Source organism: Pseudorhodoferax sp. Leaf274, from assembly GCF_001422445.1.
Lineage (GTDB): Bacteria > Pseudomonadota > Gammaproteobacteria > Burkholderiales > Burkholderiaceae_C > Pseudorhodoferax.
In genome coordinates, this window is the sequence record NZ_LMNA01000026.1 from 99842 (window position 1) to 124681 (window position 24840).

Here is a 24840-nt window from a genome sequence, read left to right on the forward strand (position 1 = left end):
GCATCGCCAAGCACGAGGCATGGGCCCGCGGGTTCTGCGCTACGCTCGCCGGCCCACCATGGACATCCCCCTTCTTCCCGCCTGGGCCTGGATCCCGATCACGCTGGCCGCCGCGCTGGCGCAGACCGTGCGCAACGCGGCCCAGCGCAGCCTGGTGGGCCAGGCCGGCCTGCTTTCCGCCACGCTGGCGCGCTTCCTGTACGGGCTGCCGTTCGCGCTGCTGTTCGTGGCGCTGGCGCAGCAGCTGTCGGGCCGGCAGGTGCCCAGTTTCCATGCCGGCTACTTCGGCTGGGTCGCCGTGGGCGCCGTGGCCCAGCTGCTGGCCACGGCCTGCCTGCTCAAGGCCATGCAGCAGCGCAACTTCATCGTCGGCGTGGCGTTCTCCAAGACCGAGGTGCTGCAGGTGGCGCTGTTCTCCACGCTGTTCCTGCACGAGGTGCCGACCTGGCTGGCCGCGCTGGCCATGCTGCTGGCCACGCTGGGCGTGGTGCTGCTGTCGCTGCCGGCCCGGGTGGGTGCTTCGGGCGGCACGGCGGCCAGCGGCGGCAGCCAGGCCGTGCTCTACGGCGTGGCCTCGGGCGCGTGCTTCGCGCTGTCGGCGGTGGGCTTTCGCGGTGCGGCGCTGTCCATGACCGACGTGGCGCCCTGGCTGATCGGTGGCTGGGGTGTGCTGTGGGCGCAGCTGCTGCAAAGCCTGCTGCTGGGCGGCTGGCTCGCGGCGCGCGATCCGGTGGCCCTGGCCACCACGGCGCGCGTGTGGCGCGTGTCCATCCTGGCCGGTGCCATGGGCGCGCTGGCCTCGATCGGCTGGTTCACGGCCATGGCGATCCAGCCCGCTGCCGACGTGCGCACGCTGGGCCTGGTCGAGGTGTTCTTCAGCCTGCTGGTGTCGCGCCGCATCTTCCGCGAGAAGCTGCGCGCGGGCGAACGCTGGGGCCTGGCGCTGGTGCTGCTGGGGCTGGTGGGGATCTGCCTGCAGCTGTAGCCGGTCACGGCGCCAGGAACGGCAGCACCGCGTCCAGCAGCGCCTGCGGCGCCTCTTCGGCGATGTAGTGGCCGCAGGGCAGCGGCCGGCCGCGCACGTCGTCGGCCACGCGCTGCCATTCGGCCAGCGGATCGAAGCAGCGCTGCACCACGCCCTCTTGGCCCCACAGCGCCAGCAGCGGCACCGTGAGCTTGCGGCCGGCCGAGCGGTCGGCGCGGTCGTGCTCCAGGTCGATGCCGGCCGAGGCGCGGTAGTCCTCGCACAGGCCATGGGCCGCACCCGGTTGGCGCAGGCCGGCCTCGTAGGCGGCCAGTGCACGCGGATCGAACGGTGCCAGCCCCGCACTGCGCCGGCCCATCACATCGCGCAGGTAGGCGCCCGGGTCGGCCTCGATCAGCCGCTCGGGCAGCGGCGCGGGCTGGATCAGGAAGAACCAGTGCCAGTAGGCGCGCGCGAAGGCCTCCGTGGTCTGCTCGTACATGGCCAGCGTGGGCGCGATGTCCAGCAGCACCAGGCGGCGCAAGGCAGCGGCATGGTCGACCGCGAGCCGGTGCGCCACGCGTGCGCCACGGTCATGCGCCAGCACATCGAAGCGCGCATGGCCCAGCGACTGCATGAGCCGCAGCATGTCGCGCGCCATCGTGCGCTTGCTGTAGTTGGCGTGGTCGGCATCGCCGGCCGGCCTGGACGAGCCGCCGTAGCCACGCAGGTCGGCCAGCACCAGCGTGAAACGCTCGGCCAGCTGCGGCGCCACCTTGTGCCAGATCGCGTGCGTCTGCGGGTGGCCGTGCAGCAGGAGCAGCGGCGGGCCGTCGCCGCCCACCTCCGCGTGGATGTGGATGCCCTCGCCGACCTCGGCCAGGTGCGGACGGAAGCCCGGGAACAGGGGGGTGTCGTTCATGGTGCGATCCTAGCGACGCCGCCATCCAGCCGCTGGCGCGTGCGCGATGCCACATCGCGCAGCCAGGGCTGCTGCGCCCAGTGCCGCTGCGCGAAGGCCTCGGTCTGCGCGCGGTAGGTCAGCGACAGGCCGATGCTGTCCAGCCCTTCGAGGAACATGCGCCGGTGCCGCGGCAGCAGGTCGAAGCGGGCCCGCACGCTGCGGCTGGCAAGGGTCTGCGCGGCCACGTCGATGTCGACGGCGTTGGCCGCCGGGTCGTCCGCGTCGTCCATGAGCTGCGCGACCTGCGCGGGTGGCAGCGCCACCAGCAGCAGCCGGTTGTTCATGGCGTTGGCGTGGAAGATCTCGGCGAAGCTGGGCGCCACGATGGCCTGGATGCCGAACTGCTGCAGCCCCCAGACGGCATGCTCGCGGCTGGAACCGCAGCCGAAGTTGGAGCCGCCGACCAGCACCGTCACGCCTGCATCGTCGGCCCGGTTCAGCACGCAGTCCGGCCGCGGCCGGCCCTGCGCGTCGAAGCGCAGGTCGTACAGCAGGCCTTCCTTCAGGCCCGACTTGTCGATGCCGCGCAGGAACTGCTTGGGCATGATCTGGTCGGTGTCCAGGTTCTCGGTGCGCAACGCGGCCGCGCGGCCCTGGATGCGAAGGTGTGCGGTCATGCCAGAAGCTCCAAGGTGCGGACATCGGTGATGCGGCCCGTCACGGCCGCCGCCGCGGCCATGGCCGGTCCCATGAGGTGGGTGATGGCGCCGCGGCCCTGGCGCCCTTCGAAGTTGCGGTTGGTCGTGGATGCGCAGCGCACGCCCTCGGCCAGCACGTCGTCGTTCATGGCCAGGCACATGGAGCACCCCGGATTGCGCCACTCGAAGCCGGCCGCCAGGAACACCCGGTCCAGCCCCTCGGCCTCGGCTGCCGCCTTCACGGCGCCCGAACCCGGCACGACCATGGCCCGCACGCCGGCGGCCACCTGGCGGCCGCGCGCGACGCCAGCCGCCGCGCGCAGGTCCTCGATGCGCCCGTTGGTGCACGAGCCGATGAACACGTGCTGGATGGGGGTGCCGGCGATGGCCGCGCCGGCCGGCAGCCGGGCATAGGCCATGGCACGCTGCGCGCTGCTGCGCGCGGGGCCTGCCGGCAGGTCCGCCAGCTGCGGCACATGGCCGTCGACGGGCACCACTTGGTCGGGGCTGGTGCCCCAGCTCACCTGCGGCGCGATCTGGCGGGCGTTCAAGCGGTGCTCCACGTCGAAGACGGCGCCCGCGTCGGTGCGCAGCTCCTGCCAGGCCGCGAGCGCCGCCGCGCGGTGCGCGGCCAGCTCGGGTGCGCGGGCCAGCACGTAGTCGATGGCCTTGCCGTCCGGTGCCACCAGCGCGCCGCGCGCGCCGGCCTCCACGGTCATGTTGCACAGCGTGAAGCGGGCCTCGATGGACAGCGCATCGACGGCGCTGCCGCCGTACTCGACCACGCAGCCGCGCGCGCCCTGCGCGCCGATGCGGCCGATCACGGCCAGCACCAGGTCCTTGGCCGTGCTGCCCGCGGGCAGTTCGCCGTCGATGCGGATGTGCATGCTGCGCGCGACGCGGTAGGCCAGCGTCTGCGTGGCCAGCACATGCTCGACCTCGGTGGTGCCGATGCCGAAGCCCAGGGCACCGAGCGCGCCGTAGGTCGTGGTGTGGCTGTCGCCGCAGATGATGACCATGCCGGGGCGGACCATGCCGTGCTCGGGCGCGATGACGTGCTCGATGCCCTGCAGCGCATCGTTGGTGTCGAACAGCGGGATGCCGAAGCGCGTGCAGTTGTGGTGCAGGTTGCTGGCCTGCAGCGCCGACGCGGCGTCGGCGATCACGCGGACCCGGCCCGGGTGCGTGGGGATGATGTGGCTCACGACGGCCACGTTCTGGCCCGGCATGGCCACGCCGCGGCCCTGCTCGGCCAGGCCCGCGAAGGCCTGCGGGCTGGTGTACTCGTTCATGAGGTGCAGGTCACAGAACAGCAGGATGTTCTCGTCGTCGAGCGCGGCCACGGTGTGGCTGTCGACGAGCTTGCGGTAAAGGGTGCGTGGGTGCATGGCCCGGCCATCGTACTGCTGAGCTCCGGAACAATAATGCGCACCGCCATCACAGGTTTCATTACCGGAAACTCACCAATGAGCGCGATCACCGACCTCGCCTTCTTCTCGCAGCTGGTCAAGGCCGGCAACTTCACGGGGGCCGCCCAGGAGCTGGGCAACACGCCGGCCGCGGTCAGCAAGCGGCTGGCCGCCATCGAGCGCCGGCTCGGCGTGCGCCTGCTGCAGCGGACCACGCGGCGCATCGGCCTCACGCCCGAGGGCGAGATGTACCTCGTCGAAGGCGCGCGCGTGCTGGCCGACCTGGAAGCGCTGGAGCGGGCCGTCTCCGGCAGCAGCGAGAAGCCGGCCGGCCTGCTGCGCGTGGCCGCCACGCTGGGCTTCGGCCGCAAGCACATTGCGCCCGCGCTGTCCGGCTTCGCCCGCCAGTTCCCGGCCGTCGAGCTGCAGCTGCAACTGACGGACCGGCCGGTCGACCTGGTCGGCCAGGGCCTGGACCTGCAGATCCGGCTCGGTGAACTGCCCGACTCCAACCTCACCGCGCGGCTGCTCGCGCGCAACAGGCGCGTGCTGTGCGCCTCGGCCGCCTACCTGGCCGCGGCCGGCACGCCAGCGCATCCGCGCGAACTGGCGCGCCACGCCTGCCTGTTCATCCGCGAGCACGACGAGACCTTCGGCACCTGGCAGCTGCAGTGCGGCGGGCGGGCGGAGAAGGTCAAGGTGCGCGGCCCGCTGGCGGCCAACGACGGCGAGAGCGTGGTGGGCTGGGCGCTGGACGGCCACGGCATCCTGATGCGTTCGCTCTGGGAAGTGGCACCGCTGCTGCGCTCGGGCCGGCTGCGGCCGGTGCTGGCGGAATGGGCCCTGCCGGCCGCCGATGTGCACGCCGTGTTTCCCACGCGCAGCCACTTGTCGGCCAAGACACGTGCACTCGTGGATTTCCTGCTCGCGGCGTTCGAGCCCCACCGCCGCGATGGCGACGGTGGCTGGTGAGTGCACGCCCGCCAGTCGCCGCACGGCAACGGACGGCGCGCCGCCCCGCGTAGGCGGAGAACCACGCCGACACGGCGTTGCGGCCCGGCGCCTCGCGGCCTCTTTGCGCAGATGCTGGCCGGTGTGTCTCCCCACCCCGAAAGCATCCCATGCGCAATCCCTGGACGAAGAAGAACCCCATGATGAGCATGTGGCTCAGCGCAGCCAACAAGGCCGTGGGAAGTGCGCGTGGCCAGGCGACGGCAGCCACCAAGCGGCAGCTGGCCACCACGCAGACGGAAGCGACCCGCAGCGTGCTGGACTTCTGGACCGGCGCCACGGCCAAGCCGGCGGCGAAACCAGCCGCCAAGCGCAAGGCGCGCCGCTGACTGTCAGGTGCCGGCACTGCCGCCGGCAGCGCTCACCAGGCCAGCCGCCAGCCGCCCGGGCCGACCGGCACCGGCGGCCGCTCCACCGCCAGCGCACCGGGCTCCAGGAAGTCGGCCAGCACGTCGTCGCGCAGCGCGATGAAGCGCGGGTCGCTGCGGTGGCGCGGGTGCGGCAGGTCCACGTCGACGATGCGGCGGATGCGCCCCGGGTGCGGCTGCATCACCACCACGCGATCGCCCAGGAACACCGCCTCCTCCACGTCGTGCGTGACCAGCAGCATGGTGATGCGCTCGGCCTGCCAGATGCGCTGCAGCTCGTTCTGCAGCCGCGATCGCGTCAGCGCGTCGAGCGCGCCGAAGGGCTCGTCCAGCAACAGCACGCGCGGCCGGTTCACGAGGCCGCGCGCGATGGCCACGCGTTGCGCCATACCGCCCGAGATCTGGTGCGGCCACGATTGCTCGAAGCCCTCCAGTCCCACCAGCGCCACATGCTCGGCCACGCGCTCGCGTTTCTCGGCCGGCGTCAGCGGCGCATTGCGCAGGCCGACCGCGATGTTCTGCTCCACGTTGAGCCAGGGGAACAGCCGGTGGTCCTGGAACACGATGCCGCGCTCCGGGCCGGTGCCCGAGATCGCCTGGCCGTCGAGTTCGATGCGGCCCTCGTACTGGTCGTCCAGGCCCAGCACCAGGCGCAGCAGCGTGGACTTTCCGCAGCCGCTGGCGCCGACGATGCTGACGAAGCGCCCGGCCGGCACGTGCAGGTCGATGTCCTGCAGCACCTGCAGCTCGCCGCCCTCCGCCTGCGTGCTGGCGTAGCGCTTGCCCAGGCCGCGGATGTGCAGTTCGTTCGCGGAAATGACCGTGTCGCTCAAGATGTTCTCCCCAACCAGCGGCCGAGCCGCCGTTCCAATGCGCGTGCACTGGCGTTCATGCCCCAACCCACCGCACCGATGACCACCATGCCGAACAGCACCAGGTCCATGCGGAAATGCTCGCTGCCCTCGACCAGCGTGTTGCCGATGCCGCGGCCGGCCACCAGCAGGTACTCGGCGCCGATGGTGGCCAGCCACGAGTAGATCAGCGCCAGGTACACGCCCGTGAAGATGGCCGGCAGCGCGGCCGGCAGCACCACCTGGGTGACGGTCTGCCAACGCGTGAAGCCATAGACGCGCGCCACCTCCAGCAAGGGCTTGGGCGTGGTGCGGATGCCGTCACAGGTGTTGACCACCACCGGCACCAGTGCAGCCAGCGATAGGAACACCACCTTGGCCACATCGCCCAGACCGAACCAGACCGAGATCAGCGGGATCCAGGCGAACAGCGAGATCTGCTTGAAGGTGTTGAAGCTCGGCCCGACGATGCGGTTGAACAGCGGCGACAGGCCCAGGAACGCGCCCAGCACCAGCCCGCCCAGCGTGCCGATCAGAAAGCCCGTGGCCTCGCGCGCCAGGCTGGCCGACAGCGCGCGCCACAGCCGCCCGGTCTCGACCTGCTCCCAGGCCGTGGCCAGCACCTTGCCGGGTGCGACCAGCAGCGCCGAGTTCACGAGCTCCAGGCGCGCGGCCAGCCACCACAGCGCGATGGCCGCCACCGGCAGCACCCACCCACGCCAGCGGCCGGCGGCCTGCGGCTTGAGCGGCGCCAGCGTGGCCAGCTCGGCACGTTCGACGGTGCCGCTCACCGCGCCGCTCCCGGCCGGCCGCTGGCGACGCGGCGCTCGGCCCAGTCCAGACCCCGGTCGATGGCGTAGCCGATGGCGCCGACCACGATCACCGCGGCCATCACCTGGTCGAGCTGGAACAGCTGGCGGCCGTAGACGATCAGGTAGCCCAAGCCTTCGCTGGAGGCCACCAGCTCGACCACCACCAGCGACAGCCAGGCCTTGGTGAAGCCCAGCCGCAGGCCCGTGAACAGCGTCGGCAGCGCATGTGGCAGCACGATCTCCAGCACCTGCTGGCGTGGGCTGTAGCCGTAGACCCGGCCCACCTCGCGCAGGCTTTGCGGCGTCTGGCGGAAGCCCTGCAAGGTGTTGAGCGCCACCGGCACCAACGCGGCCTTGGCGATCAGGATGTACTTGAGCGGCTCGCCGATGCCCACCAGCAGCAGCACGAAGGGCAGCCAGCCCAGCACCGGGATCTGCACCAGGGCGTTGAAGGTGGGCAGCAGGTACGCCTCGACGCTGCGCGACAGGCCCATCGCCGAGCCCAGCACCAGCCCCAGCAGCGCACCGGCCGCAAAACCGACCACCACGCGCTGCAGGCTGGCCGACACGTGCATCCACAGCTCGCCGCTGGTGGCCAGGTCGCGCAGCGTCTCCCAGACGAATTGCGGTGGCGGCAGCACCTGCGGCGAGATCCAGCCCTGGGCCGCACCCAGGAACCACAGCCCCAGCAGCGCGGCCGGCAGCAGCCAGGGCAGCAGCGCGTCGCCGCGGCGCGCGGGAGCCGCCAGGGGCGCCTTGCGCACCCCAGGCGGCGTGCGCGGCACGGCGGCCGTGGACGGGGGCGCGGCCGGGGTCGGCAGCGATGGCGCGGTCAGTGCGCCGCCCGTCAGCAGCGGCACGAAGGTCTGCTCGACACCCATCTCAGCGTGCGGCGACGGACGCGCTGCCCCCCACCGGCTTGCCCTTGGCGTCGTAGGCCGTCCAATGGTTCTCCAGGCCCTGCTTCTTGAGCGCTGCGCGCAGGTATTTGGGCTCGAACCAGTCGTCCACCGTCACGCTGCGGCGGATCAGCTTGAGCTTGAGCGCATCGTCGACCACGGCCTTGTAGCGCGCGAGCAGGAAGGCGTCGAGCAGCGGCGTGTTGCGCTCGGCCAGCGACTGGTTCTCGAACTCTGCCTTGTACGACGCGACCGGCGTGCCGCTCTTGGCCCAGATGGCGAACAGTTCGTCGCGGTTCTTCTCGTCCGATGCCCATTTGGCGGCGCGCACGAACACGTCGACCACGCGTTGCACCTCGGCCGGGTTGGCCTTCTCGAATTCGCCATGCACCAGCAGCGCGGCCTGGCGCGTGTACGCCGGGTCCTGGCCCTGGGTGGAATAGACCACGCGCGCCAGGCCCTGGTCGCGCACCTTGAACCACTCGCTGCCGCCGAAGGCCGCGTCCACGCCACTGGAGACCAGCGCCGCCTGCGCGCTGCCGGTGTCCAGGTTCACGCCCTTGATGTCGCGTTCGGCCAGGCCGTTGGCGGCCAGCACGTTGATGGCGACCAGGTGGCCGTTGGTGCCGCGGAAGATCGAGACCTTGCGGTCCTTGAGATCCTTGATCGACTGGATGTCGGACTTCGGCGGCACCACCACGTACAGGTTGTTGCGCGTGCCGCTGGCCAGCAGCAGCCTGGTGTTCAGGCCATTGGCGCGGCCGACCAGCGAGGGCAGGTCGCCCTGGTAGGCGAAGTCGATCTGCTTGTTGGACAGCGCCTCGTTGACGGCCGGCCCCGCGCCCTTGAAGAACAGCCATTCGATCCTGGTGCCCGAGCCCTTGAACTCCTCCTCCAGCCACTGCTGGCTGCGCGCCACACCGCCGGGCGAGCCGCCCCAGGTGACGGGATCGCCACCGCCGGCCGTGGCCACGCCGATGCGGATGACCTCGGGTGCGGCGTGGGCAGGCGCCAGCGCGCCGAACAGGGCCAGCGCGAGCGCCCAGCCCTTCACGAGTCGTGTCGTCAAGAACATGCGGAAATCCTTGGAATCGGGATCAGGCGGCGGGCGCCAGGTCGAGCTTGCGGCCGACGGCCGTGCCGTCGAAGAAGCGGGGATTGGCCTCGGTGTAGAAGCGCAGCGGATTGCCGAAGGTGAAGGCGCGGAAGTCCTGCGCCGAGATCACGCCCTGCTCCACCAGGTCCCAGGTCTCGGCCAGCGGCTCGGTGAACTCGGGCACGTCCCAGTGGCCCACGTCGGACGACCAGATCGCGTTGATCTTCACGCCCCCCGGATGCACGCGGTGGTTGAAGGCGGCGGCCACGGTGCGGTCGTCGGCCTCGGAGCCGAAGAAGAACGGATCGACCCAGCGCGCGCGGATGTCGTCCACGCTCTCGATGCCGGCCAGCGCGAAGTCGTCGATCTCGCTGTCGTTCGGCTCCCGGCTGTGCGGCAGCGCCGAGATGCCCAGGCTGTCGCGCACCAGCCTGGACTTGTCCACCGCGCGGCCCTGCAGCAGATCGGCGCCGTGCTGGTCGAACAGCGCGGCCAGCAGGTCGACATCGACGGCGGCCGGGTCGTAGTTGCGCACGGCATCGCGGTTGCGCTTCTCCCAGCGGTCCACCAGGTGCGTGAACACATGCGAGCCCCAGTCGGCCCCGCCCTCCAGCAGCGCCACGCGCAACCCCGGGAAGCGCCGCGTGACGCCGCCGAAGAACAGCGCCTTGGCAAACGCCTGCGAGCCATCGGCGAAGTGGCCGATGTGGTTGAACATGTAGTTGCTGGTGGAATGCCGGCCGGTCCAGCCCTGGCTGCCGTAGTGCGTGGTCACGGGCACGCCGAGCTCGACCACCTTGGCCCAGAACGGGTCGTAGTCGTGCGGGCTGTCGATGCCGTAGAAGTCGGTGTAGGTCGCGTGCCTGGCGATCTCCGGATGGTCCTTGGCCGGGTACTTCTCGGCGATCGCCGGGATCGGCCGGCGTACGCCGCCCGGGATGTTGATGACCTTCAGGCCCAGCGTCCTGACCGCGAATTCCAGCTCCTCGATGGCCTCCTTGGGGTTGTGCATCGGGATGCCGGCCACCGGCGTCAGCCGGTCGGCATAGGCGCGGTACTGGTCGGCGTGGAAGTGGTTCAGCGCACGGTGCAGCGGCTGGCGGTACTCGCTGCCGGCCGCGGCCGGCGACAGCACGTCGTTGGGAAACAGCACCGAGTAGTCCGAGCCCTGCTCGGCCAGGCGCTCGTACAGCAGCGCCGGGATGGTGTAGGTGGCCAGGTCGTAGGTGTTGCGCGTGACGCGGGCCCACCAGGGCGCGCGCAGCGTGCGGTGGTGGGCGCGCTCGGCGGCCGTCTGCTGGTACCAGTCCTTGCCGCCCCCGTCGCGCGTGACGAAGCGGCCGCCCAGGGCCTTGCGCAGCGCGTCCACGAGCTGGGGGCCGCCGTACTGGGCGACATAGTCCTCCAGCACCGGCGCGTAGTCGTTCACATGCACGTCGGTGTCGATGACGGGGTGGTCCAGCCGGGCCTTGACGGCGGCCGAACGCGAAGCCTTGGCGGGGTTCAGTCGGGTGTTCACGCGGGTGCTCCTTGGATGGAATCGGTCCGCGCATCTTCGAAGCCGGTCTGCCCCGTGCAAACGAAGGCTTTCGCATGTGCATGCGTGCAGAACGGATAAGACGTAAGCTGCGCGGCACCATGCCCCACCCCCTTCTGCGCTGGAGCGCCTCCCTTCTCGCCGCCCTGCTCGTTGCCTGCGGCACCGTCGAGAGCCTGAAACCCGGCATGCCGCGTGCCGAGGTGCTGTCACGCTGGGGCCAGCCCACGCGCGTCGTGCCGCTGACCCAGGGCGAGCGGCTGCAGTACAGCTTCCAGCCCATGGGCCAGGAGGTGGTGATGGTGGACATCGACGCCGCAGGCCGCGTGCTGCAGGCGCGCCAGGTGCTCAATGAAAACGACTTCGCGCGCATCCCGCTGGACGGCAGCTGGACCCAGGCCGATATCGACCGCGAGTTCGGCCCGCCGGGCTACGTGGGGGCGGTCGGGCGCTGGGACGGACCGGTCTGGACCTATCGCTGGCGCGGCGGCATGGTGGACCAGATGTTCTACGTCTACTTCGATCCGGCCGGCCGGGTACGGCGCACCGAGATCGGCATGGACCCGCGGCAGTTCCGCGACAGGCGCTAAAGACAGGGGAGCCGGGCTGCACAAACCGCCTGGCGCGGCCTGTGTCATGCGTGGGAAAAAATGCTTGGCTGGCCTGGAGAAGTTGGCTAGCAAAAAACGACCTTGGAGACCGAAGCCTCGGGTCGCCCCACGATGAAACCGGTGGGGAGCGCCTGCGGTGCCGCCTGCACTCCCGATGGCGCCATCCTACCCCAGTTGAGAAGAACTCGCATTTGAAGCCCTGTCGCCGGTGCGGCCATTGCGCGGGCTGCACCGGCGGCAAACGGCTTCAGGCGCCGCGCTCCCAGCCTCCGCCCAGGGCCCGCACCAGTCCCACGGTGGCTTGGTACTGCGCAGACTTGACCTGCAGCGCCTGGCGCCGGTTGCGCAGCTCGCTGCGGCGCGCGTCCAAGAGCTCGATCTGGCTCACGAGGCCGTTGCGGTAGCGCGTCTCCGACAGCGCCGAGGCCCGCGCCGCGGCCGTCACGGCGCGGCCCTGGGCCTGCGACTGTTCGTCGAGCAGGCGCAGCGCGGCCAGTTGGTCCTCCACGTCGCGGAAGGCGCCCAGCACCTGGGCGCGGTAGCCGGCGGCGGCCACGTCCAGCTGCGCAGCGGCGTTCTGCAAGTTGGCTTCGCGCCGGCCGCCGTCGAACACCGGCAGCGACAGCAGCGCGCCGATGCCCCAGGCTCGGGCCGACCACTTGAACAGGTCGCCCAGGTCGGTGGAGGCGAAGCCGCCAGCGCCGGTCAGCGCGATGTCGGGGAACCATGCGGTGCGCGCCACGCCCACGCGGGCCTGGGCGGCCTGCAGGCTCAGCTGGGCGGCAGACACATCGGGCCGGCGCGCGAGCACCGCGGCCGGCACGCCGGCCGGGATCTTCGGCAGCGCGCTGCGCCAGTCCTGCGGTGCCAGCTGGAAGCTCGACGCGGCCTCGCCGACCAGCACGGCCAGCGCATGCTCGAGTTCCGCGCGGCGGCGGTCCAGCGCCAGCGCCTCGGCCTCGTTGGCCGCCACCTCGCCCTGCACGCGCACGAGGTCGAGCTCGGCCACGTCGCCGGCGTCGAAGCGGCGCTGCGTCAGGCGCAGCGTGTCGTCGTAGGCGGCCACCGTCTGGCGCACCAGGGCGCGCTCGTCGTCCAGCGCCCGCAGGGTGAGGTAGGTCTGCGCGGTCTCGGCCTGCACCATGAGGCGCGTGCTCTGCAGCAGCGCGGCGCGCGCATCGGCGTCCAGCCCGGCCGCATCGCGCGCCTGCGCCAGGCGGCCGAACAGGTCCAGCTCGTAAGAGAAGTTGGCCTTGGCGGTCAGCACGCTGGCAGGCTGGCTGCCCTGCGCCGTGTCGGCCCCGGCGCCACGCTGGGCGCCCGCGCCGATGCCGATCTGCGGGGCGCGGTCGGCCTCGGCGTTGCGCAGCAGCGCGCGCGCCTGCGCCAGCCGCGCCGCGGCCTCCTGCACGCTGGTGTTGCGCGCCGCGGCACGTTCGACCAGGTCACCCAGCACCGGGTCGCCGAAGGCCTGCCACCAGGCGCCGCGCTCGGCCTGTTCGGCCGGTGCGACGGTGGCAAAGCGCGCATTGCCTTCCTTGAAGACGGCGGGCACGGCGGGCAGCGCGTGCTCGGCCGGGGTGGCCGGCAGCGGGCCGGTGGCACAGCCGGCCAGGATCAGCGCGGCCAGCAGCGGGACGAGGACGGTCTTGGGAAATCGCATGGCGGGACTCCTTATTCGATGGGGTGGCGCGGTGCGGCCGGCAGCGGCTGGATGGAAGCGCCGCCACCGCCGTGCGCAGCAGCGGTCACGGGCGCATGCACCTCGCCGTGGTGCGCCAGCGGCCGGTTGCCCGCCAGCTTGCGCAGCAACACGTAGAACACGGGCGTCAGGAACAGGCCGAAGGCGGTCACGCCGATCATTCCGGAGAACACGGCCACGCCCATGGCGCTACGCATCTCGGCGCCGGCGCCGGTGGACAGCACCAGCGGCAGCACACCCATGACGAAGGCCAGCGAGGTCATCAGGATGGGCCGCAGCCGCAGCCGCGCCGCCTCGATGGCCGCCTGGATGGGCGTTCGCCCGGCGAACTCCAGCTCGCGCGCGAATTCCACGATCAGGATCGCGTTCTTCGCACTGAGCCCGACCAGCACCATGAGGCCGATCTGCGTGAACACGTTGTTGTCGCCATTGGTCAGCCAGACCCCGGCCATCGCGGCCAGGAGGCCCATGGGAACGATCAGGATGATGGCGATGGGCAGCGTCAGGCTCTCGTACTGCGCGGCCAGCACCAGGAACACCAGCAGCAGCGCCAGCGGGAAGATCCACAGGCCCGAATTGCCGGCCAGGATCTCCTGGTAGGTCAGCTCGGTCCATTCGTAGCCCACGCCGGGCGGCAGCGTCTCCTTGGCGATGCGCTCGATGGCGTCCTGCGCCTGGCCCGACGAGAAGCCCGGCGCCGGAGCGCCGTTGATGTCGGCCGAGAGGTAGCCGTTGTAGCGCATGGCGCGTTCCGGGCCGAAGCTGGAATTGACCTTCATGAGCGCCGACAGCGGCACCATCTCGCCCGTGTTCGAACGCACCTTGAGCAGGCCCACGTCTTCGGCACGGGCGCGGTACGGCGCATCGGCCTGCACGCGCACGCTGTAGGTGCGGCCGAACTTGTTGAAGTCGTTCGCGTACAGGCTGCCCAGGTAGATCTGCAGCGTGTCGAAGATGTCCGTCACGGGCACGCCGAGCTGGCGCGCCTTGGTGCGGTCGATGTCGGCGTACAGCTGCGGCACGTTGACCTGCCAGCTGCTGAAGATGCCGGCGAGTTCAGGCGTCTGGTAGGCCTTGGCCATGAAGGCCTTGACGGCCGCGTCCATGCCCTCGTAGCCCAGCGATCCGCGGTCCTGCAGCTGCAGCTTGAAGCCGCCCGTGGTTCCGAGGCCCTGCACGGGCGGCGGCGGGAACATCACGATGAAGGCGTCCTGGATGCTGCCGAACGACTGGTTCAGCTGGCCGGCCACGGCGCCGCCGCTCTGGTCGGCACGTTGGCGCTCCGCGAAGGGCTTGAGCGTGGCGAACACGATGCCGGAGTTCGAGCTGTTCGTGAAGCCGTTGATCGACAGGCCGGGGAACGCGATGGTGTCTTCCACGTACGGGTTCTTCTTCATGATGTCGCCCATGCGTTTGACCACGTCCTCGGTGCGGTCCAGCGTGGCGCCGTCGGGCAGCTGGGCGAAGCCGATCAGGTACTGCTTGTCCTGCAGCGGTACGAAGCCGGAGGGCACGGCCTTGAACACGCCGACCGTGACCAGGCCCAGGGCCGCGTACAGCACCAGCATGAGGCCCTTGCGTGCGATCGCGTGCTTCACGCCGCCGCCGTAGGCGTTGGAGCCGCGCGCGAACAGCTTGTTGAAGCCGCGGAAGAAGCCGCCCAGCACGCGGTCCATGCCGCGCGTGAGCGCGTCCTTGGGTTCGTCATGCCCCTTGAGCAGCAGCGCGGCCAGGGCCGGCGACAGCGTCAGCGAGTTGATGGCCGAGATCACCGTGGAAATGGCGATCGTCACCGCGAACTGCTTGTAGAACTGGCCCGTGAGCCCGCTGATGAAGGCCAGCGGCACGAACACCGCCACCAGCACCAGCGCGATGGCGATGATGGGGCCGGACACCTCGCGCATGGCGCGGTAGGTGGCCTCGCGCGGGCTCAGGCCTTCGGCGATGTTGCGCTCCACGTTCTCCACCACCACGATGGCGTCGTCCACCACGATGCCGATGGCCAGCACCAGGCCGAACAGAGAGAGCGCGTTGATCGAGAAGCCCAGCATGTGCAGCACGGCGAAGGTGCCCACCACCGACACCGGCACGGCCAGCAGCGGAATGATGGACGCGCGCCAGGTCTGCAGGAACACGATCACCACGATCACCACCAGCGCGATGGCTTCCAGCAGCGTGTGCACCACCGATTCGATGGAGGCGCGCACGAACTGCGTGGGGTCGTAGGCGATGCGGAACTCCACGCCCTCGGGCATGTTGTGCTTGAGTTGCGCCATGGTCTCGCGCACCTGCGCCGAGATCTGCAGCGAGTTGGCGCCCGGGGCCTGGAACACGCCCATGCCCACGGCCTGGTCGTTGTTGAGCAGGGAGCGCAGCGAATAGTCGGCCGCGCCGAGTTCCAGCCGCGCGATGTCGCGCAGCCGCGTCACGGCGCCATCGGCACCGGTCTTGACGATGATGTCGCCGAACTCTTCCTCGTTCTGCAAACGGCCCTGGGCGTTGATGGACAGCTGCACGTCCACGCCCGGCAGGCCTGGCGAGGCACCGACCACACCGGCCGCGGCCTGGATGTTCTGGCCCCGGATGGCGGCCACCACGTCGCTGGCCGACAGGCCGCGCTGCGCCACCTTCTGCGGGTCGAGCCAGACGCGCATGGAGTACTCGCCGCCGCCGAAGATCTGCACCTGGCCCACGCCCTGGATGCGCGCCAGCTGGTCCTTGACATTGAGCACCGCGTAGTTGCGCAGGTAGTTCATGTCGTAGCGGCCGTTGGGCGAGACCAGGTGCACCACCATGGTGATGTCGGGCGAGCTCTTGATCGTCGTCAGCCCCAGGCGCCGCACCTCCTCGGGCAGCCGCGGCTCGGCCTGCGCCACGCGGTTCTGCACGAGCTGCTGGGCCTTGTCGGGGTCGGTGCCGAGCTTGAAGGTCACGGTCAGCGTCATCACGCCGTCGGTCGTGGCCTGGCTGCCCATGTAGAGCATGCCTTCGACGCCATTGATCTGTTCTTCCAGCGGCGTGGCCACCGTCTCGGCGATGACCTTGGGATTGGCGCCGGGGTACTGGGCGCGCACCACCACCGAGGGCGGCACGACTTCCGGGTACTCGGAGATCGGCAGCGCGCGCATGGCGATCAGGCCCGCGAGGAAGATCAGCACCGACAGCACGCCGGCGAAGATCGGCCGGTCGATGAAGAATTTGGAGAGGTTCATGGCAAAGGTCCCCCCTGCCACCGGCGCGCAGGGCGCCGGCAGGCATGGTGTGGCTGAATTCGGATGGGGCTAGGGAATCAGGACTTGGGCGCGGCGGCCGCGGCGTCGGCCTTGGCCTGCTGTCCCGGGCCTTGCGGCCGGGCATCCATGGCCACCGGTTGCGGGTCCACCACCGTGCCCGGGCGCACGCGCTGCAGGCCGTTGACGACCACGCGCTCGCCCGGCTGCAGGCCCTGCGTCACGATGCGCAGGCCGTTGGCGTTGGCGCCCAACTGCACCTGGCGCCACTGCGCCTTGTTCTCGGCGTCGACCACGATCACGAACTTCTTGTCCTGGTCGGTGCCGACGGCACGCTCGTTGACGAGCAACACGGCGCTGCTCTTGACCTGGCCCATGCGCAGCCGTGCGAACTGGCCGGGCATCAGCGTGCCGTCCTTGTTGTCGAACTGGGCCCGCACGCGCACGGTGCCGCTCTTGGCATCGACCTGGTTGTCGACCCACTGCAGCCGGCCGACCAGCGGCGTGGCGTCGTCCGCGGCGGTGCCCATCTGCACTGGAATGCGCTCGATCTGCGTGCGTGCGCCACCACCCGGCAACTCGCGCAGCGCCCGCGTGACGACCTGCTCGTCGGCGTCGAAGCTGGCATAGATCGGGCTGACCGAGACCAGCGTGGTCAGCACCGGTGCACCGGCGCCGGCCGACACCAGGTTGCCCACCGTGATCTCGACCTTGCCGGCGCGGCCGGCGACCGGCGCGCGCACCTGCGTCCACGACAGGTTGAGCCTGGCCGACTGCAGCGCGGCCTGGGCGGCGCGCAGGTTGGCCTGGGCCTCGCGGTGCGCGTTGGCGCGTTCGTCGTGCTCGCGCTGGGCGATGGCGCGTTCGTCCAGCAGGCGCTGGGCGCGGTCGAGTTCGCTGCGCGTGAAGGACTGGCGGGCCTCGGCCGCCACCACCTGGGCCTCGGCACGTTCGACATCGGCCGCGTACGAGGCCGGGTCGATGGTGACGAGCAGGTCGCCCTTCTTGACCAGTGCGCCTTCGCGGAAGTGCACCGACAGCACGGTGCCGGCGACGCGCGAGCGCAGGTCGACGCGCTCCACGGCCTCCAGCCGGCCCGAGAACTCGTCCCAGGTGGCGACGTCGGCCTGCGCCACCGTGGCGACGGAGACCGGCGTGGCAGGCGGCTGCACCGGCAGCGCATCGGCATGCACCTTGGGCGACTGCAGCATGAAGACCACGCCGGCAACGGCCATGGCCAGCACCAGCGCAGTGCCCACGGCCAGCACGCGGTTGCGCCGCGGGCGGACCTGGGTCGGATCGGAATACGGATCGGCAAATGGATCGGACATGGCAACTCCCTCGAAACGAAAAACAGAAAAAGGCATCCCTCCCGGCCGTTCTGGGTGGCCGGTTCGGGCAGATTGGAAAGAAGGCCCCGTCCCGCGCAGGGAGGGCAAAACGCTAGTCGGTGCTCTTCTTCGCCGGCATGCGGGCCGCGAAGAAGCTCTCAAGGCGCGGCCGCACCATGGCCGCGCAGGCGCATTCCATGGGCTCGTTGGCCAGCAAGGTGTTGGGCCAGCCCGTGGCCGGCGTCAGCATCTCGAAATCGACCGGCACGCCAGCGGCGCGCAGCTTGTCGGCATAGGCACGGGCCTCGTCGCGCATCGGGTCGTCGCTGGAGGTCAACACCAGCGTGGACGCGATGCCGCCGAGCCGCAGGGAACCGCCGGGCACGGCGTACGGGTGGGTGGCGTCCTGCGGGCAGCGCAGGTAGTTGCGCCAGCCGTCGGCCCACTTGCCCTGGGTTTCGGTGCACGTGACGGCGCGCACCGAGGCCATGCCCGTGCACGGGTCCAGCATGGGCGAGACCAGCACCTGGCCGGCCAGCGGCGGGTGTGCGCGGTCGCGTGCCATCAGCGCGGTGGCGGCGGCCAGGTTGCCGCCGGCCTCCTCGCCGGCCAGGAACACCGGGGCGCCGGTGCCGGCCAGCTTGGCGCGCTGCTTGTAGGCCCACTCCAGCACGCCGTAGCCCACGTCCAGCGCCTGCGGGAACGGGTGGGCCGGCGCCAGCGGGTAGGCGATGGAGACGACGATGGCGCCGGCTTCGGCCAGCATGCTGGCCAGCTTGACGCCGCAATCGAGCCCGCCGGCCGTGAACGCGCCCCCATGGAAGTGCACCACCAGCGGGGCAACCTGGCCGCGCTTGCGCTCGCCGTAGACCCGGGTGGGCACGGGCGCCAGGCCCTTGAGCTCGACCACGGTCTCGCGCCAGCTCGCAAAACCGTTGCCCTGCGGGGCAGCGGTGGTCGACGGGGTGGCGGTGGCGGCGGACATGGCGGACTCCTGGTGTGAGCGTGGTGAGAACACAGAACTTTTAACGATGCTGGTGAATGTAGGCCCATCACGGCGTCGGATAAATGCGCAAGCAACCGTTTCACTGTTTCCGAGTCACCAACAATCCCTCCAGAATGCCGGGGGATCTTCCCGCTGAACCTTTCGGAACCGCGGGTATCTACTGATCCTCAAAAACAAGCAAGAAAGAGCCCATGGACCAGATCCAGGCTATGCGCACGTTCACGCGCGTCGTCGAGGCAGGCAGTTTCACCAAGGCTGCAGAGTCGCTCGACCTGCCCAAGGGCACCGTCACCAAGCAGATCCAGGCGCTGGAGACGCGGCTGCGCGTGCTGCTGCTGAACCGCACCACGCGCCGCGTGACAGTCACGCCCGACGGCGCGGCCTACTACGAGCGCACGCTGCGGCTGCTGTCCGACCTGGACGACATCGAGGCCAGCATGAGCAACGCCCAGGCCCGCCCGCGCGGGCGGCTGCGCGTGGACATCGGTGCCTCGGTGGCGCGGCTGCTGGTGATCCCGGCGCTGCAGGACTTCTTCACGCGCTACCCGGACATCCAGCTCGACCTGGGCGTGAGCGACCGGCCGGTCGACCTCATCGCCGACAACGTGGACTGCGTGATCCGCGGCGGCGAGCTGACCGAGCAGTCGCTGGTGGCGCGGCGCATCGGCAACATCGACTTCGTGAGCGTGGCGGCGCCGGCCTACCTGGCGCGCCACGGCACGCCCGCGCACCCGACCGAACTGGAGCAGCAGCACACCATGGTCAGCTTCTTCTCGTCGCGCACGGGCCGCCAGTACGACCACTACTTCGAGTGCAACGGCGAGGTGCACGAGATCGCCGGCCGCTACCAACTGGCCGTGAACGAGAGCAACGCGCTGTCCGAGGCGGCGCTGGCCGGCCTGGGCATCGCCGCGCTGACGCGCTTCGACGTCAAGCCGCACCTGGAAAGCGGCGCGCTGGTGCAGGTGCTGCCCGACTGGAAGCGCCGCACCCTGCCCTTCTACGTGGTCTACCCGCCCAACCGCCACCTGTCGGCCAAGGTGCGCGCCTTCGTCGACTGGGCGGCCGAGCTGTTCGGCAAGAACCCCTACATGCAGGTGCGCTGACAGTTTTCGAGGTTCCCGCTAAAGTCGCGCCCCCACCGCATCCAGCGGGCACCCATCACCACAGGAAAGACGAATGGACCAGATCCAGTCCATGCGCATGTTCACGCGCGTCGTCGAGGCCGGCAGCTTCACCAAGGCGGCCGAGTCGCTCGACATTCCCAAGGGCACCGTCACCAAGCAGATCCAGTACCTGGAGGCGCGCCTGCGCGTCAAGCTGCTCAACCGCACCACGCGCCGCGTGACCGTCACGCCCGACGGCGCGGCCTACTACGAGCGCACCGTGCGGCTGCTGTCCGATTTCGACGACATCGAGGCCAGCATGAGCAACGCCCAGTCGCGCCCCAGCGGGCGGCTGCGGGTGGACGTGGGCGCCTCGCTGGCGCGGCTGCTGGTGATCCCGCGGCTGCACGAGTTCTTCGAGCGCTTTCCCGACATCCAGCTCGACCTGGGCGTGAGCGACCGGCCGGTGGACCTGATCGCCGACAACGTGGACTGCGTGATCCGCGGCGGCGAGCTGACCGAGCAGTCGCTGGTGGCGCGGCGCATCGGCGGCGTGGAGTTCATGACGGTCGCCACCCCCGGCTACCTCGCGGCGCACGGCACGCCGGCCCACCCGAGCGAGCTGGAGCAGGGCCACCGGCTCATCAACTACTTCTCCTCGCGCACAGGCCGGCAGTTCCCGCACCTGTTCGACCTGGGCGACGAGCACTACGAGATCCAGGGCGCCTACCAGCTCGCGGTCAACGAGAGCAATGCGCTGACCACGGCCGTGGTCAACGGCCTGGGCATCACGCAGATCGCACGCTTCGGCGCGCAGCACCTGGTGGACGACGGCACGCTCGTGCGCGTGCTGTCCGAGTGGAGCCACCCGCCGATCCCGCTGCACGTGGTCTACCCGCCCAACCGCCACCTGTCGGCCAAGGTGCGCGCCTTCGTGGACTGGGCGACCGCGCTGTTCGCCGGAACGCCCTACCTGCAGGCGCGCTGAACGCCCCCCGCGCCCGGCCCGCGCCACAGGGGCGGCGCCGGCGGCCGGGCCGCGTTTCTGAACACAATAGCCTTTTGTCCTGCGGACTGCCGATTGCCATGAACGACCTGACCCTGCCGACCTACGAGGATGTGGCCCTTGCTGCGCGCCGCATCGAAGGCCACGCCCACCGCACGCCCGTGATGACCTCGCGCACGCTCGACGAGGCCATCGGCGCCCAGGTGTTCCTCAAGTGCGAGAACCTGCAGCGCATGGGCGCCTTCAAGTTCCGCGGCGGCTTCAACGCCTTGTCGAAGTTCGACGCGGCGCAGCGCCGCGCCGGCGTCGTGGCCTTCTCGTCGGGCAACCACGCGCAGGCCATCGCGCTGTCGGCCCGCATCCTGGGCATTCCGGCCACCATCGTGATGCCGAACGACGCGCCGGCCATGAAGGTCGCGGCCACCAAGGGCTACGGCGCCACGGTCGTCGGCTACGACCGCTACACCGAGGACCGCGAGCAGATCGGCCGCGAGCTGGCGCAAAAGCACGGCCTCACGCTGATCCCGCCCTACGACCATCCCGACGTGATCGCCGGCCAGGGCACGGCCGCCAAGGAGCTCATCGAAGAGGTCGGCCCGCTCGACGCGTTCTATGCGCCGCTGGGCGGTGGCGGCCTGCTGTCGGGCTCCGCGCTGGCGCTGCGCGCGCTGTCGCCGAAGACCCGCATCGTCGGCGTGGAGCCCGAGGCTGGCAACGACGGCCAGCAGTCGCTGCGCAGCGGCGCCATCGTGCACATCGACGTGCCCAAGACCATCGCCGACGGCGCGCAGACCCAGCACCTGGGCCACTACACGTTCGGCGTGATCCGGCGCGATGTGGACGACATCCAGACCGCCAGCGACGCCGAGCTGGTGGACGCCATGGCCTTCGCCGCCGCGCGCATGAAGACCGTCGTGGAGCCGACCGGCTGCCTGGGCCTGGCCGCCGTGCGGCGCGAGGCTCCCGCGCTGCGCGGCCAGCGCATCGGCGTGCTGCTGAGCGGCGGCAACGTCGACCTGGCGCGGCTGTGCGAACTGCTCGGGGCGCAAGCGGCATGACGAGCCCCGACCTGTCGGCGCTGGAGACACCGCTGCTGCTGCTCGACGAAGCCCGCATGCAGCGCAACATCGCGCGCATGCAGCAGCGCATGGACGCGCTGGGCGTGCGCTTTCGCCCGCACGCCAAGACCAGCAAGTGCGCCGAGGTGGTGCGCCGCCAGGTCGCCGCGGGCGCGCAAGGCATCACCGTCTCCACGCTCAAGGAGGCGGAACAGTTCTTCGCCGCGGGCATCGACGACATCCTGTATGCCGTGGCCATCGCGCCATCCAAGTTCGACCACGCGCTGCGCCTGGTGCGCGCGGGCTGCCGGCTGACGCTGCTGGTGGAGTCCGTCGCCGCCGCCGAACAGCTGGCCGCACACGGGCGCGCGCACGGCCACAGCCACCGCGTGCTGATCGAGGTCGACACCGACGGCCACCGCAGCGGCATCCCGCCCGAGGACGCGCGGTTGCTGGCCGTGGCCGCGGCGCTCGTGGACGATGGCGCCGAACTGGCCGGCGTGCTGACCCATGCCGGCAGCTCCTACGGCCTGGACACGCCCGCCGCACTCGAGGCCATGGCCGAGCAGGAACGCGCCGGCTGCGTGCGCGCGGCCGAGCGCCTGCGCGCCGCCGGCCACGCCTGCCGCGTGGTCAGCGTGGGCTCCACGCCCACCGCGCTGCACGCGCGCCGGCTGGACGGCGTGACCGAGGTGCGCGCCGGCGTCTACGTGTTCTTCGACCTCGTGATGGCCGGGATCGGCGTCTGCGGCGTGGACGAGATCGCCCTGAGCGTGCTGGCCACCGTGATCGGCCACCGCCCCGAGGCCGGCTGGATCATCACCGACGCCGGCTGGATGGCCATGAGCCGCGACCGCGGCACCGCCAGGCAGGCGCTGGACCGCGGCTATGGCCTGGTCACCGACCTGGACGGCCAGCCCATCGCCGGCCTGTCGTTCGGCGAGGCCAACCAGGAGCACGGCGTGCTGCAATGGCACGGCGCCCCGGGCACCGGCCTGGAGCAGCGCTTCCCGCTGGGCAGCCAGCTGCGCATCCACCCCAACCACGCCTGCGCGACGGGAGCGCAGCATGCGGCCTACCACGTGCTGCCGGCCGAAGGCAGTGCGCCGCAGACCTGGCCGCGCTTCAGCGGCTGGTAGGACCGCCATGCCACCCGACGGCGCCGAGCGGGCTCACAATGGTGACCGGACGCGCCGAGCGCATCGGAATGGCGCGCGCAAAAGAAAGGACCGCCATGACCACCGTGCAGATCACCTTGCCCGATCAACTCGCGCAGGAAGCGCAGCGCGCCGGCCTTCTGTCGCCGGCACGGTTGGAGAAGTGGTTGCGAGACCAGCTGGCAGACCAGCAGGTGGAGGAACTCTTCTCGGCGATGGACCGCATGACCGACGTCGATGAACCGGCCGCGATGTCCGCCGAGGAGCTGACGCGGGAGATCGCCGCCATGCGGGCGGAGCGGCGCGCGAACAAGGCGCACTGAGGGGCCAGCCGTGCGGCTGGTCCTGGACACCAATGTGGTCGCGTCCGCGATCCTGTGGGGCGGCGCACCACGCATGGTCCTGCAGGCCGCGCGTGAGAAGCGCGTGCAGATCTTCACCAGCACGGCGCTCCTGGCCGAGCTCACCGACATCCTGGGACGCAGCAAATTCGACCGCAAGATCGCCGCGTCCGCCTTGACCATCGACCAGATCGTGGACCGCTATGCAGCGCTGGCAACGCCAGTGCGGCCTTCGCCGATACCGCGCATCGCGCCCGATCCGGATGACGACGTGGTCATCGCCACCGCGCTGGCCGCCAAAGCCGACGGACTCGTCACCGGCGACAAGGCTTTGCTGTCGGTCGCCGGGTACCAAGGTGTCAGGCTCATCGGCGTCGCCCAGACGCTGCAGTTGATCGGCGCTGCGTGAGGCCGGCGCCGCGGCGCCGGTCAGAACACCGACAGCCCGGTCCGCGCCACGAACATCTCCAGCGCCTGGCGGCCCAGCGCCGAATTGCCCGTGGCGTCCAGCGCAGGCGACCAGACCACCAGCGTGAGCCGGTCCGGCACCACGGCCACGATGCCGCCGCCCACGCCGCTCTTGCAGGGCAGGCCGATGCGGTAGGCGAATTCGCCGGCCGCGTCGTAGGTGCCGCAGGTCAGCATGAGCGCGTTGATGCGGCGCGTCTGCCGCTCGGTGCAGACGGCGCCACCGTTCCAGCGCGGGTGGTGGCCGTCGCGGCTCAGGTAGGCGGCCGCGCGCGCCAGCTGCAGGCAGCCCATGCGCAACGCGCACTGATGGAAGTACAGGTCCAGGACCTGCTCGACCGGGTTGTCGAGCTTGCCGAAGCTCTTCATGAAATTGGCCAGCGCGAGGTTGCGGAAACCGGTGGCGGCCTCGGAGGCCGCCACCTCCTCGTCGAAGGCCACGGGCTCGCCCGCCAGCGCCGCCATCAGCGCCAGCAGCTCGGCCTTGGCGCGGCTGCCGAACAAGGTCACGAGCCGGTCGGCCACGGCGATGGCGCCGGCATTGATGAAGGGGTTGCGCGGCCGGCCCTGCTCGAACTCCAGCTGCACCAGCGAGTTGAAGGCCGTGCCCGAGGGCTCGCGGCCGATGCGCTCCCACAGCGCTTCGCCCAGGTGCTGCATGGCCAGCGTGAGCGTGAAGACCTTGGAGATGCTCTGGATCGAGAAAGGCAAGGCACCGTCGCCAGCCACGGCCTCCTGGCCATCGGCCGCGACCAGCGCCATGCCGAAGTGCCGGGCGTCGACGCGGGCCAGCGCCGGGATGTAGCTGGCAACCTGGCCTTCGGCGCCGCGGAGATCGGCCAGCTCCGCAACGATCCCGTCCAGCACGGGCTGGAACGCGGCGCAGGCGCTCACTTGTCGTCGTCGCGCAGCTCGTACAGGCCGGGGCGGTCGGTCTGCACGAACACGGGCTGCTCTTCCTCGTTCACGCGGGGGCCGATGGCCATGTTGTCGTCGGCCAGCGCGCTCAGCACGGCCGTGCCGTTCGCCAGCGCATCGCCGTAGGTGGCGCAGCTTTCCTCGGCGGCCAGCAGGACTTCGAAGGGCTCATCGTCCGCGAACCGCTCCAGGATGACCCAGCGGTACTCGCCGCTGCGGTACTCCTGGACCGACAGGGCCAGGGATCTGAGTGCAGGCAATGGCATGGGGACAGTCTCCGTCGCTTGCGCGGGGGGTGGACGCGGCTGGTGTAGGTTGGGTCGATGCTAGCAAGCGCAAGCCCGCGTCGCGGCAAGG

General features: G+C 70.7%; 24 protein-coding genes. 10 read left to right on the forward strand and 14 right to left on the reverse strand.

The genetic code is table 11. From position 1 onward, the window contains the following. Positions 1 to 58 precede the first annotated feature (58 nt). Positions 59 to 985, forward strand: coding sequence for an EamA family transporter (locus ASF44_RS21165; protein ID WP_056901447.1), 927 nt, complete (start codon positions 59 to 61; stop codon positions 983 to 985). 4 nt (positions 986 to 989) lie between these two features. On the opposite strand, the gene ASF44_RS21170 is transcribed toward ASF44_RS21165, so the two are convergent. The 3 genes from ASF44_RS21170 to leuC are packed head-to-tail and all read right to left on the reverse strand — an operon-like array spanning position 990 to position 3954. Then, a complete protein-coding gene (locus ASF44_RS21170; protein ID WP_056901234.1) occupies positions 990 to 1886 on the reverse strand; it encodes an alpha/beta fold hydrolase in 897 nt (298 codons plus the stop codon). Further along, on the reverse strand, positions 1883 to 2545 hold the full coding sequence (leuD, locus tag ASF44_RS21175; RefSeq protein ID WP_056901235.1) for a 3-isopropylmalate dehydratase small subunit: 663 nt from the start codon (positions 2543 to 2545) through the stop codon (positions 1883 to 1885). Before leuD ends, ASF44_RS21170 begins: the two co-directional genes overlap by 4 nt. Then, a complete protein-coding gene (leuC, locus tag ASF44_RS21180) occupies positions 2542 to 3954 on the reverse strand; it encodes a 3-isopropylmalate dehydratase large subunit (protein ID WP_056901236.1) in 1413 nt (470 codons plus the stop codon). The genes leuD and leuC overlap by 4 nt, the downstream gene beginning before the upstream one ends. Positions 3955 to 4032: 78 nt before the next feature. On the opposite strand from leuC, the gene ASF44_RS21185 reads away from it, so the two are divergent. Together ASF44_RS21185 and ASF44_RS21190 are read left to right on the forward strand one after the other, a co-directional pair. Continuing rightward, positions 4033 to 4947, forward strand: coding sequence for a LysR substrate-binding domain-containing protein (locus ASF44_RS21185; RefSeq protein WP_056901237.1), 915 nt, complete (start codon positions 4033 to 4035; stop codon positions 4945 to 4947). Between the two features lie 149 nt (positions 4948 to 5096). Then, the gene (locus ASF44_RS21190; protein WP_056901238.1) at positions 5097 to 5315 is read left to right on the forward strand and encodes a hypothetical protein; all 219 of its coding nucleotides are present in this window, start codon (positions 5097 to 5099) and stop codon (positions 5313 to 5315) included. Positions 5316 to 5347: 32 nt separating this feature from the next. On the opposite strand, the gene ASF44_RS21195 is transcribed toward ASF44_RS21190, so the two are convergent. Genes ASF44_RS21195 through ASF44_RS21215 form a run of 5 tightly spaced genes read right to left on the reverse strand, consistent with a single transcriptional unit; the run spans position 5348 to position 10531 of the window. Beyond that, positions 5348 to 6187, reverse strand: a complete 840-nt coding sequence (locus tag ASF44_RS21195) for an ABC transporter ATP-binding protein (RefSeq protein WP_082524945.1) — start codon at positions 6185 to 6187, stop codon at positions 5348 to 5350. Continuing rightward, positions 6184 to 6969: an ABC transporter permease gene (locus ASF44_RS21200; protein ID WP_056901449.1), complete on the reverse strand. Its 786-nt coding sequence runs from the start codon at positions 6967 to 6969 to the stop codon at positions 6184 to 6186. The genes ASF44_RS21195 and ASF44_RS21200 overlap by 4 nt, the downstream gene beginning before the upstream one ends. 23 nt (positions 6970 to 6992) lie before the next feature. Next, positions 6993 to 7853, reverse strand: a complete 861-nt coding sequence (locus ASF44_RS21205) for an ABC transporter permease (RefSeq protein WP_369820951.1) — start codon at positions 7851 to 7853, stop codon at positions 6993 to 6995. A 46-nt stretch (positions 7854 to 7899) separates the two neighbouring features. Then, entirely contained in the window at positions 7900 to 8991 is a 1092-nt protein-coding gene (locus ASF44_RS21210; protein WP_056901239.1) for an ABC transporter substrate-binding protein, read from the reverse strand. A 22-nt stretch (positions 8992 to 9013) separates the two neighbouring features. After that, positions 9014 to 10531, reverse strand: a complete 1518-nt coding sequence (locus ASF44_RS21215; protein ID WP_056901240.1) for an amidohydrolase family protein — start codon at positions 10529 to 10531, stop codon at positions 9014 to 9016. A 119-nt stretch (positions 10532 to 10650) separates the two neighbouring features. Here ASF44_RS21215 and ASF44_RS21220 point away from each other — a divergent pair, with 119 nt between their 5' ends. Beyond that, positions 10651 to 11139: a hypothetical protein gene (locus ASF44_RS21220; RefSeq protein WP_056901241.1), complete on the forward strand. Its 489-nt coding sequence runs from the start codon at positions 10651 to 10653 to the stop codon at positions 11137 to 11139. 268 nt (positions 11140 to 11407) lie between these two features. On the opposite strand, the gene ASF44_RS21225 is transcribed toward ASF44_RS21220, so the two are convergent. From ASF44_RS21225 to ASF44_RS21240, 4 genes are all read right to left on the reverse strand, one after another. Beyond that, the gene (locus ASF44_RS21225) at positions 11408 to 12823 is read right to left on the reverse strand and encodes an efflux transporter outer membrane subunit (protein ID WP_082524947.1); all 1416 of its coding nucleotides are present in this window, start codon (positions 12821 to 12823) and stop codon (positions 11408 to 11410) included. Between the two features lie 11 nt (positions 12824 to 12834). Beyond that, positions 12835 to 16074, reverse strand: a complete 3240-nt coding sequence (locus ASF44_RS21230; RefSeq protein WP_056901243.1) for an efflux RND transporter permease subunit — start codon at positions 16072 to 16074, stop codon at positions 12835 to 12837. A gap of 77 nt (positions 16075 to 16151) precedes the next feature. Continuing rightward, the gene (locus ASF44_RS21235; RefSeq protein WP_082524948.1) at positions 16152 to 17423 is read right to left on the reverse strand and encodes an efflux RND transporter periplasmic adaptor subunit; all 1272 of its coding nucleotides are present in this window, start codon (positions 17421 to 17423) and stop codon (positions 16152 to 16154) included. Positions 17424 to 17535: 112 nt separating this feature from the next. Beyond that, positions 17536 to 18408 (reverse strand): alpha/beta hydrolase, encoded by an 873-nt coding sequence (locus ASF44_RS21240; RefSeq protein WP_056901244.1) that lies wholly within the window; start codon positions 18406 to 18408, stop codon positions 17536 to 17538. A 212-nt stretch (positions 18409 to 18620) separates the two neighbouring features. Here ASF44_RS21240 and ASF44_RS21245 point away from each other — a divergent pair, with 212 nt between their 5' ends. The 6 genes from ASF44_RS21245 to ASF44_RS21270 all read left to right on the forward strand — a co-directional run bounded on the left by ASF44_RS21245 (position 18621) and on the right by ASF44_RS21270 (position 23506). Beyond that, on the forward strand, positions 18621 to 19535 hold the full coding sequence (locus ASF44_RS21245; protein ID WP_056901245.1) for a LysR family transcriptional regulator: 915 nt from the start codon (positions 18621 to 18623) through the stop codon (positions 19533 to 19535). 73 nt (positions 19536 to 19608) lie between these two features. Next, entirely contained in the window at positions 19609 to 20523 is a 915-nt protein-coding gene (locus tag ASF44_RS21250; RefSeq protein WP_056901246.1) for a LysR family transcriptional regulator, read from the forward strand. Positions 20524 to 20621: 98 nt separating this feature from the next. Further along, entirely contained in the window at positions 20622 to 21599 is a 978-nt protein-coding gene (locus ASF44_RS21255) for a threo-3-hydroxy-L-aspartate ammonia-lyase (RefSeq protein ID WP_056901247.1), read from the forward strand. After that, positions 21596 to 22738, forward strand: coding sequence for an alanine racemase (locus ASF44_RS21260; RefSeq protein ID WP_056901248.1), 1143 nt, complete (start codon positions 21596 to 21598; stop codon positions 22736 to 22738). Before ASF44_RS21255 ends, ASF44_RS21260 begins: the two co-directional genes overlap by 4 nt. Positions 22739 to 22833: 95 nt before the next feature. Next, positions 22834 to 23079: a hypothetical protein gene (locus ASF44_RS21265; RefSeq protein ID WP_056901249.1), complete on the forward strand. Its 246-nt coding sequence runs from the start codon at positions 22834 to 22836 to the stop codon at positions 23077 to 23079. Between the two features lie 10 nt (positions 23080 to 23089). Next, complete coding sequence (locus tag ASF44_RS21270) at positions 23090 to 23506, forward strand: putative toxin-antitoxin system toxin component, PIN family (protein ID WP_056901250.1); 417 nt, start codon at positions 23090 to 23092, stop codon at positions 23504 to 23506. Positions 23507 to 23526: 20 nt separating this feature from the next. Here the strand turns inward: ASF44_RS21270 and ASF44_RS21275 are convergent, their stop codons facing one another. Together ASF44_RS21275 and ASF44_RS21280 are read right to left on the reverse strand one after the other, a co-directional pair. Beyond that, positions 23527 to 24459, reverse strand: coding sequence for a glutaminase (locus ASF44_RS21275; RefSeq protein WP_056901251.1), 933 nt, complete (start codon positions 24457 to 24459; stop codon positions 23527 to 23529). Continuing rightward, positions 24456 to 24749 (reverse strand): hypothetical protein, encoded by a 294-nt coding sequence (locus ASF44_RS21280; RefSeq protein ID WP_056901252.1) that lies wholly within the window; start codon positions 24747 to 24749, stop codon positions 24456 to 24458. Before ASF44_RS21280 ends, ASF44_RS21275 begins: the two co-directional genes overlap by 4 nt. Positions 24750 to 24840: the final 91 nt, after the last annotated feature.

Excerpts from the sequence above, each read along its gene's own strand:
- ASF44_RS21165 (WP_056901447.1), top strand. The coding sequence starts at position 59 with ATGGACATCCCCCTTCTTCCCGCCTGGGCCTGGATCCCGATCACGCTG.
- ASF44_RS21170 (WP_056901234.1), bottom strand. The coding sequence starts at position 1,886 with ATGAACGACACCCCCCTGTTCCCGGGCTTCCGTCCGCACCTGGCCGAG.
- leuD (WP_056901235.1), bottom strand. The coding sequence starts at position 2,545 with ATGACCGCACACCTTCGCATCCAGGGCCGCGCGGCCGCGTTGCGCACC.
- leuC (WP_056901236.1), bottom strand. The coding sequence starts at position 3,954 with ATGCACCCACGCACCCTTTACCGCAAGCTCGTCGACAGCCACACCGTG.
- ASF44_RS21185 (WP_056901237.1), top strand. The coding sequence starts at position 4,033 with ATGAGCGCGATCACCGACCTCGCCTTCTTCTCGCAGCTGGTCAAGGCC.
- ASF44_RS21190 (WP_056901238.1), top strand. The coding sequence starts at position 5,097 with ATGCGCAATCCCTGGACGAAGAAGAACCCCATGATGAGCATGTGGCTC.
- ASF44_RS21210 (WP_056901239.1), bottom strand. The coding sequence starts at position 8,991 with ATGTTCTTGACGACACGACTCGTGAAGGGCTGGGCGCTCGCGCTGGCC.
- ASF44_RS21220 (WP_056901241.1), top strand. The coding sequence starts at position 10,651 with ATGCCCCACCCCCTTCTGCGCTGGAGCGCCTCCCTTCTCGCCGCCCTG.
- ASF44_RS21225 (WP_082524947.1), bottom strand. The coding sequence starts at position 12,823 with ATGCGATTTCCCAAGACCGTCCTCGTCCCGCTGCTGGCCGCGCTGATC.
- ASF44_RS21230 (WP_056901243.1), bottom strand. The coding sequence starts at position 16,074 with ATGAACCTCTCCAAATTCTTCATCGACCGGCCGATCTTCGCCGGCGTG.
- ASF44_RS21235 (WP_082524948.1), bottom strand. The coding sequence starts at position 17,423 with ATGTCCGATCCATTTGCCGATCCGTATTCCGATCCGACCCAGGTCCGC.
- ASF44_RS21240 (WP_056901244.1), bottom strand. The coding sequence starts at position 18,408 with ATGTCCGCCGCCACCGCCACCCCGTCGACCACCGCTGCCCCGCAGGGC.
- ASF44_RS21245 (WP_056901245.1), top strand. The coding sequence starts at position 18,621 with ATGGACCAGATCCAGGCTATGCGCACGTTCACGCGCGTCGTCGAGGCA.
- ASF44_RS21250 (WP_056901246.1), top strand. The coding sequence starts at position 19,609 with ATGGACCAGATCCAGTCCATGCGCATGTTCACGCGCGTCGTCGAGGCC.
- ASF44_RS21255 (WP_056901247.1), top strand. The coding sequence starts at position 20,622 with ATGAACGACCTGACCCTGCCGACCTACGAGGATGTGGCCCTTGCTGCG.
- ASF44_RS21260 (WP_056901248.1), top strand. The coding sequence starts at position 21,596 with ATGACGAGCCCCGACCTGTCGGCGCTGGAGACACCGCTGCTGCTGCTC.
- ASF44_RS21265 (WP_056901249.1), top strand. The coding sequence starts at position 22,834 with ATGACCACCGTGCAGATCACCTTGCCCGATCAACTCGCGCAGGAAGCG.
- ASF44_RS21280 (WP_056901252.1), bottom strand. The coding sequence starts at position 24,749 with ATGCCATTGCCTGCACTCAGATCCCTGGCCCTGTCGGTCCAGGAGTAC.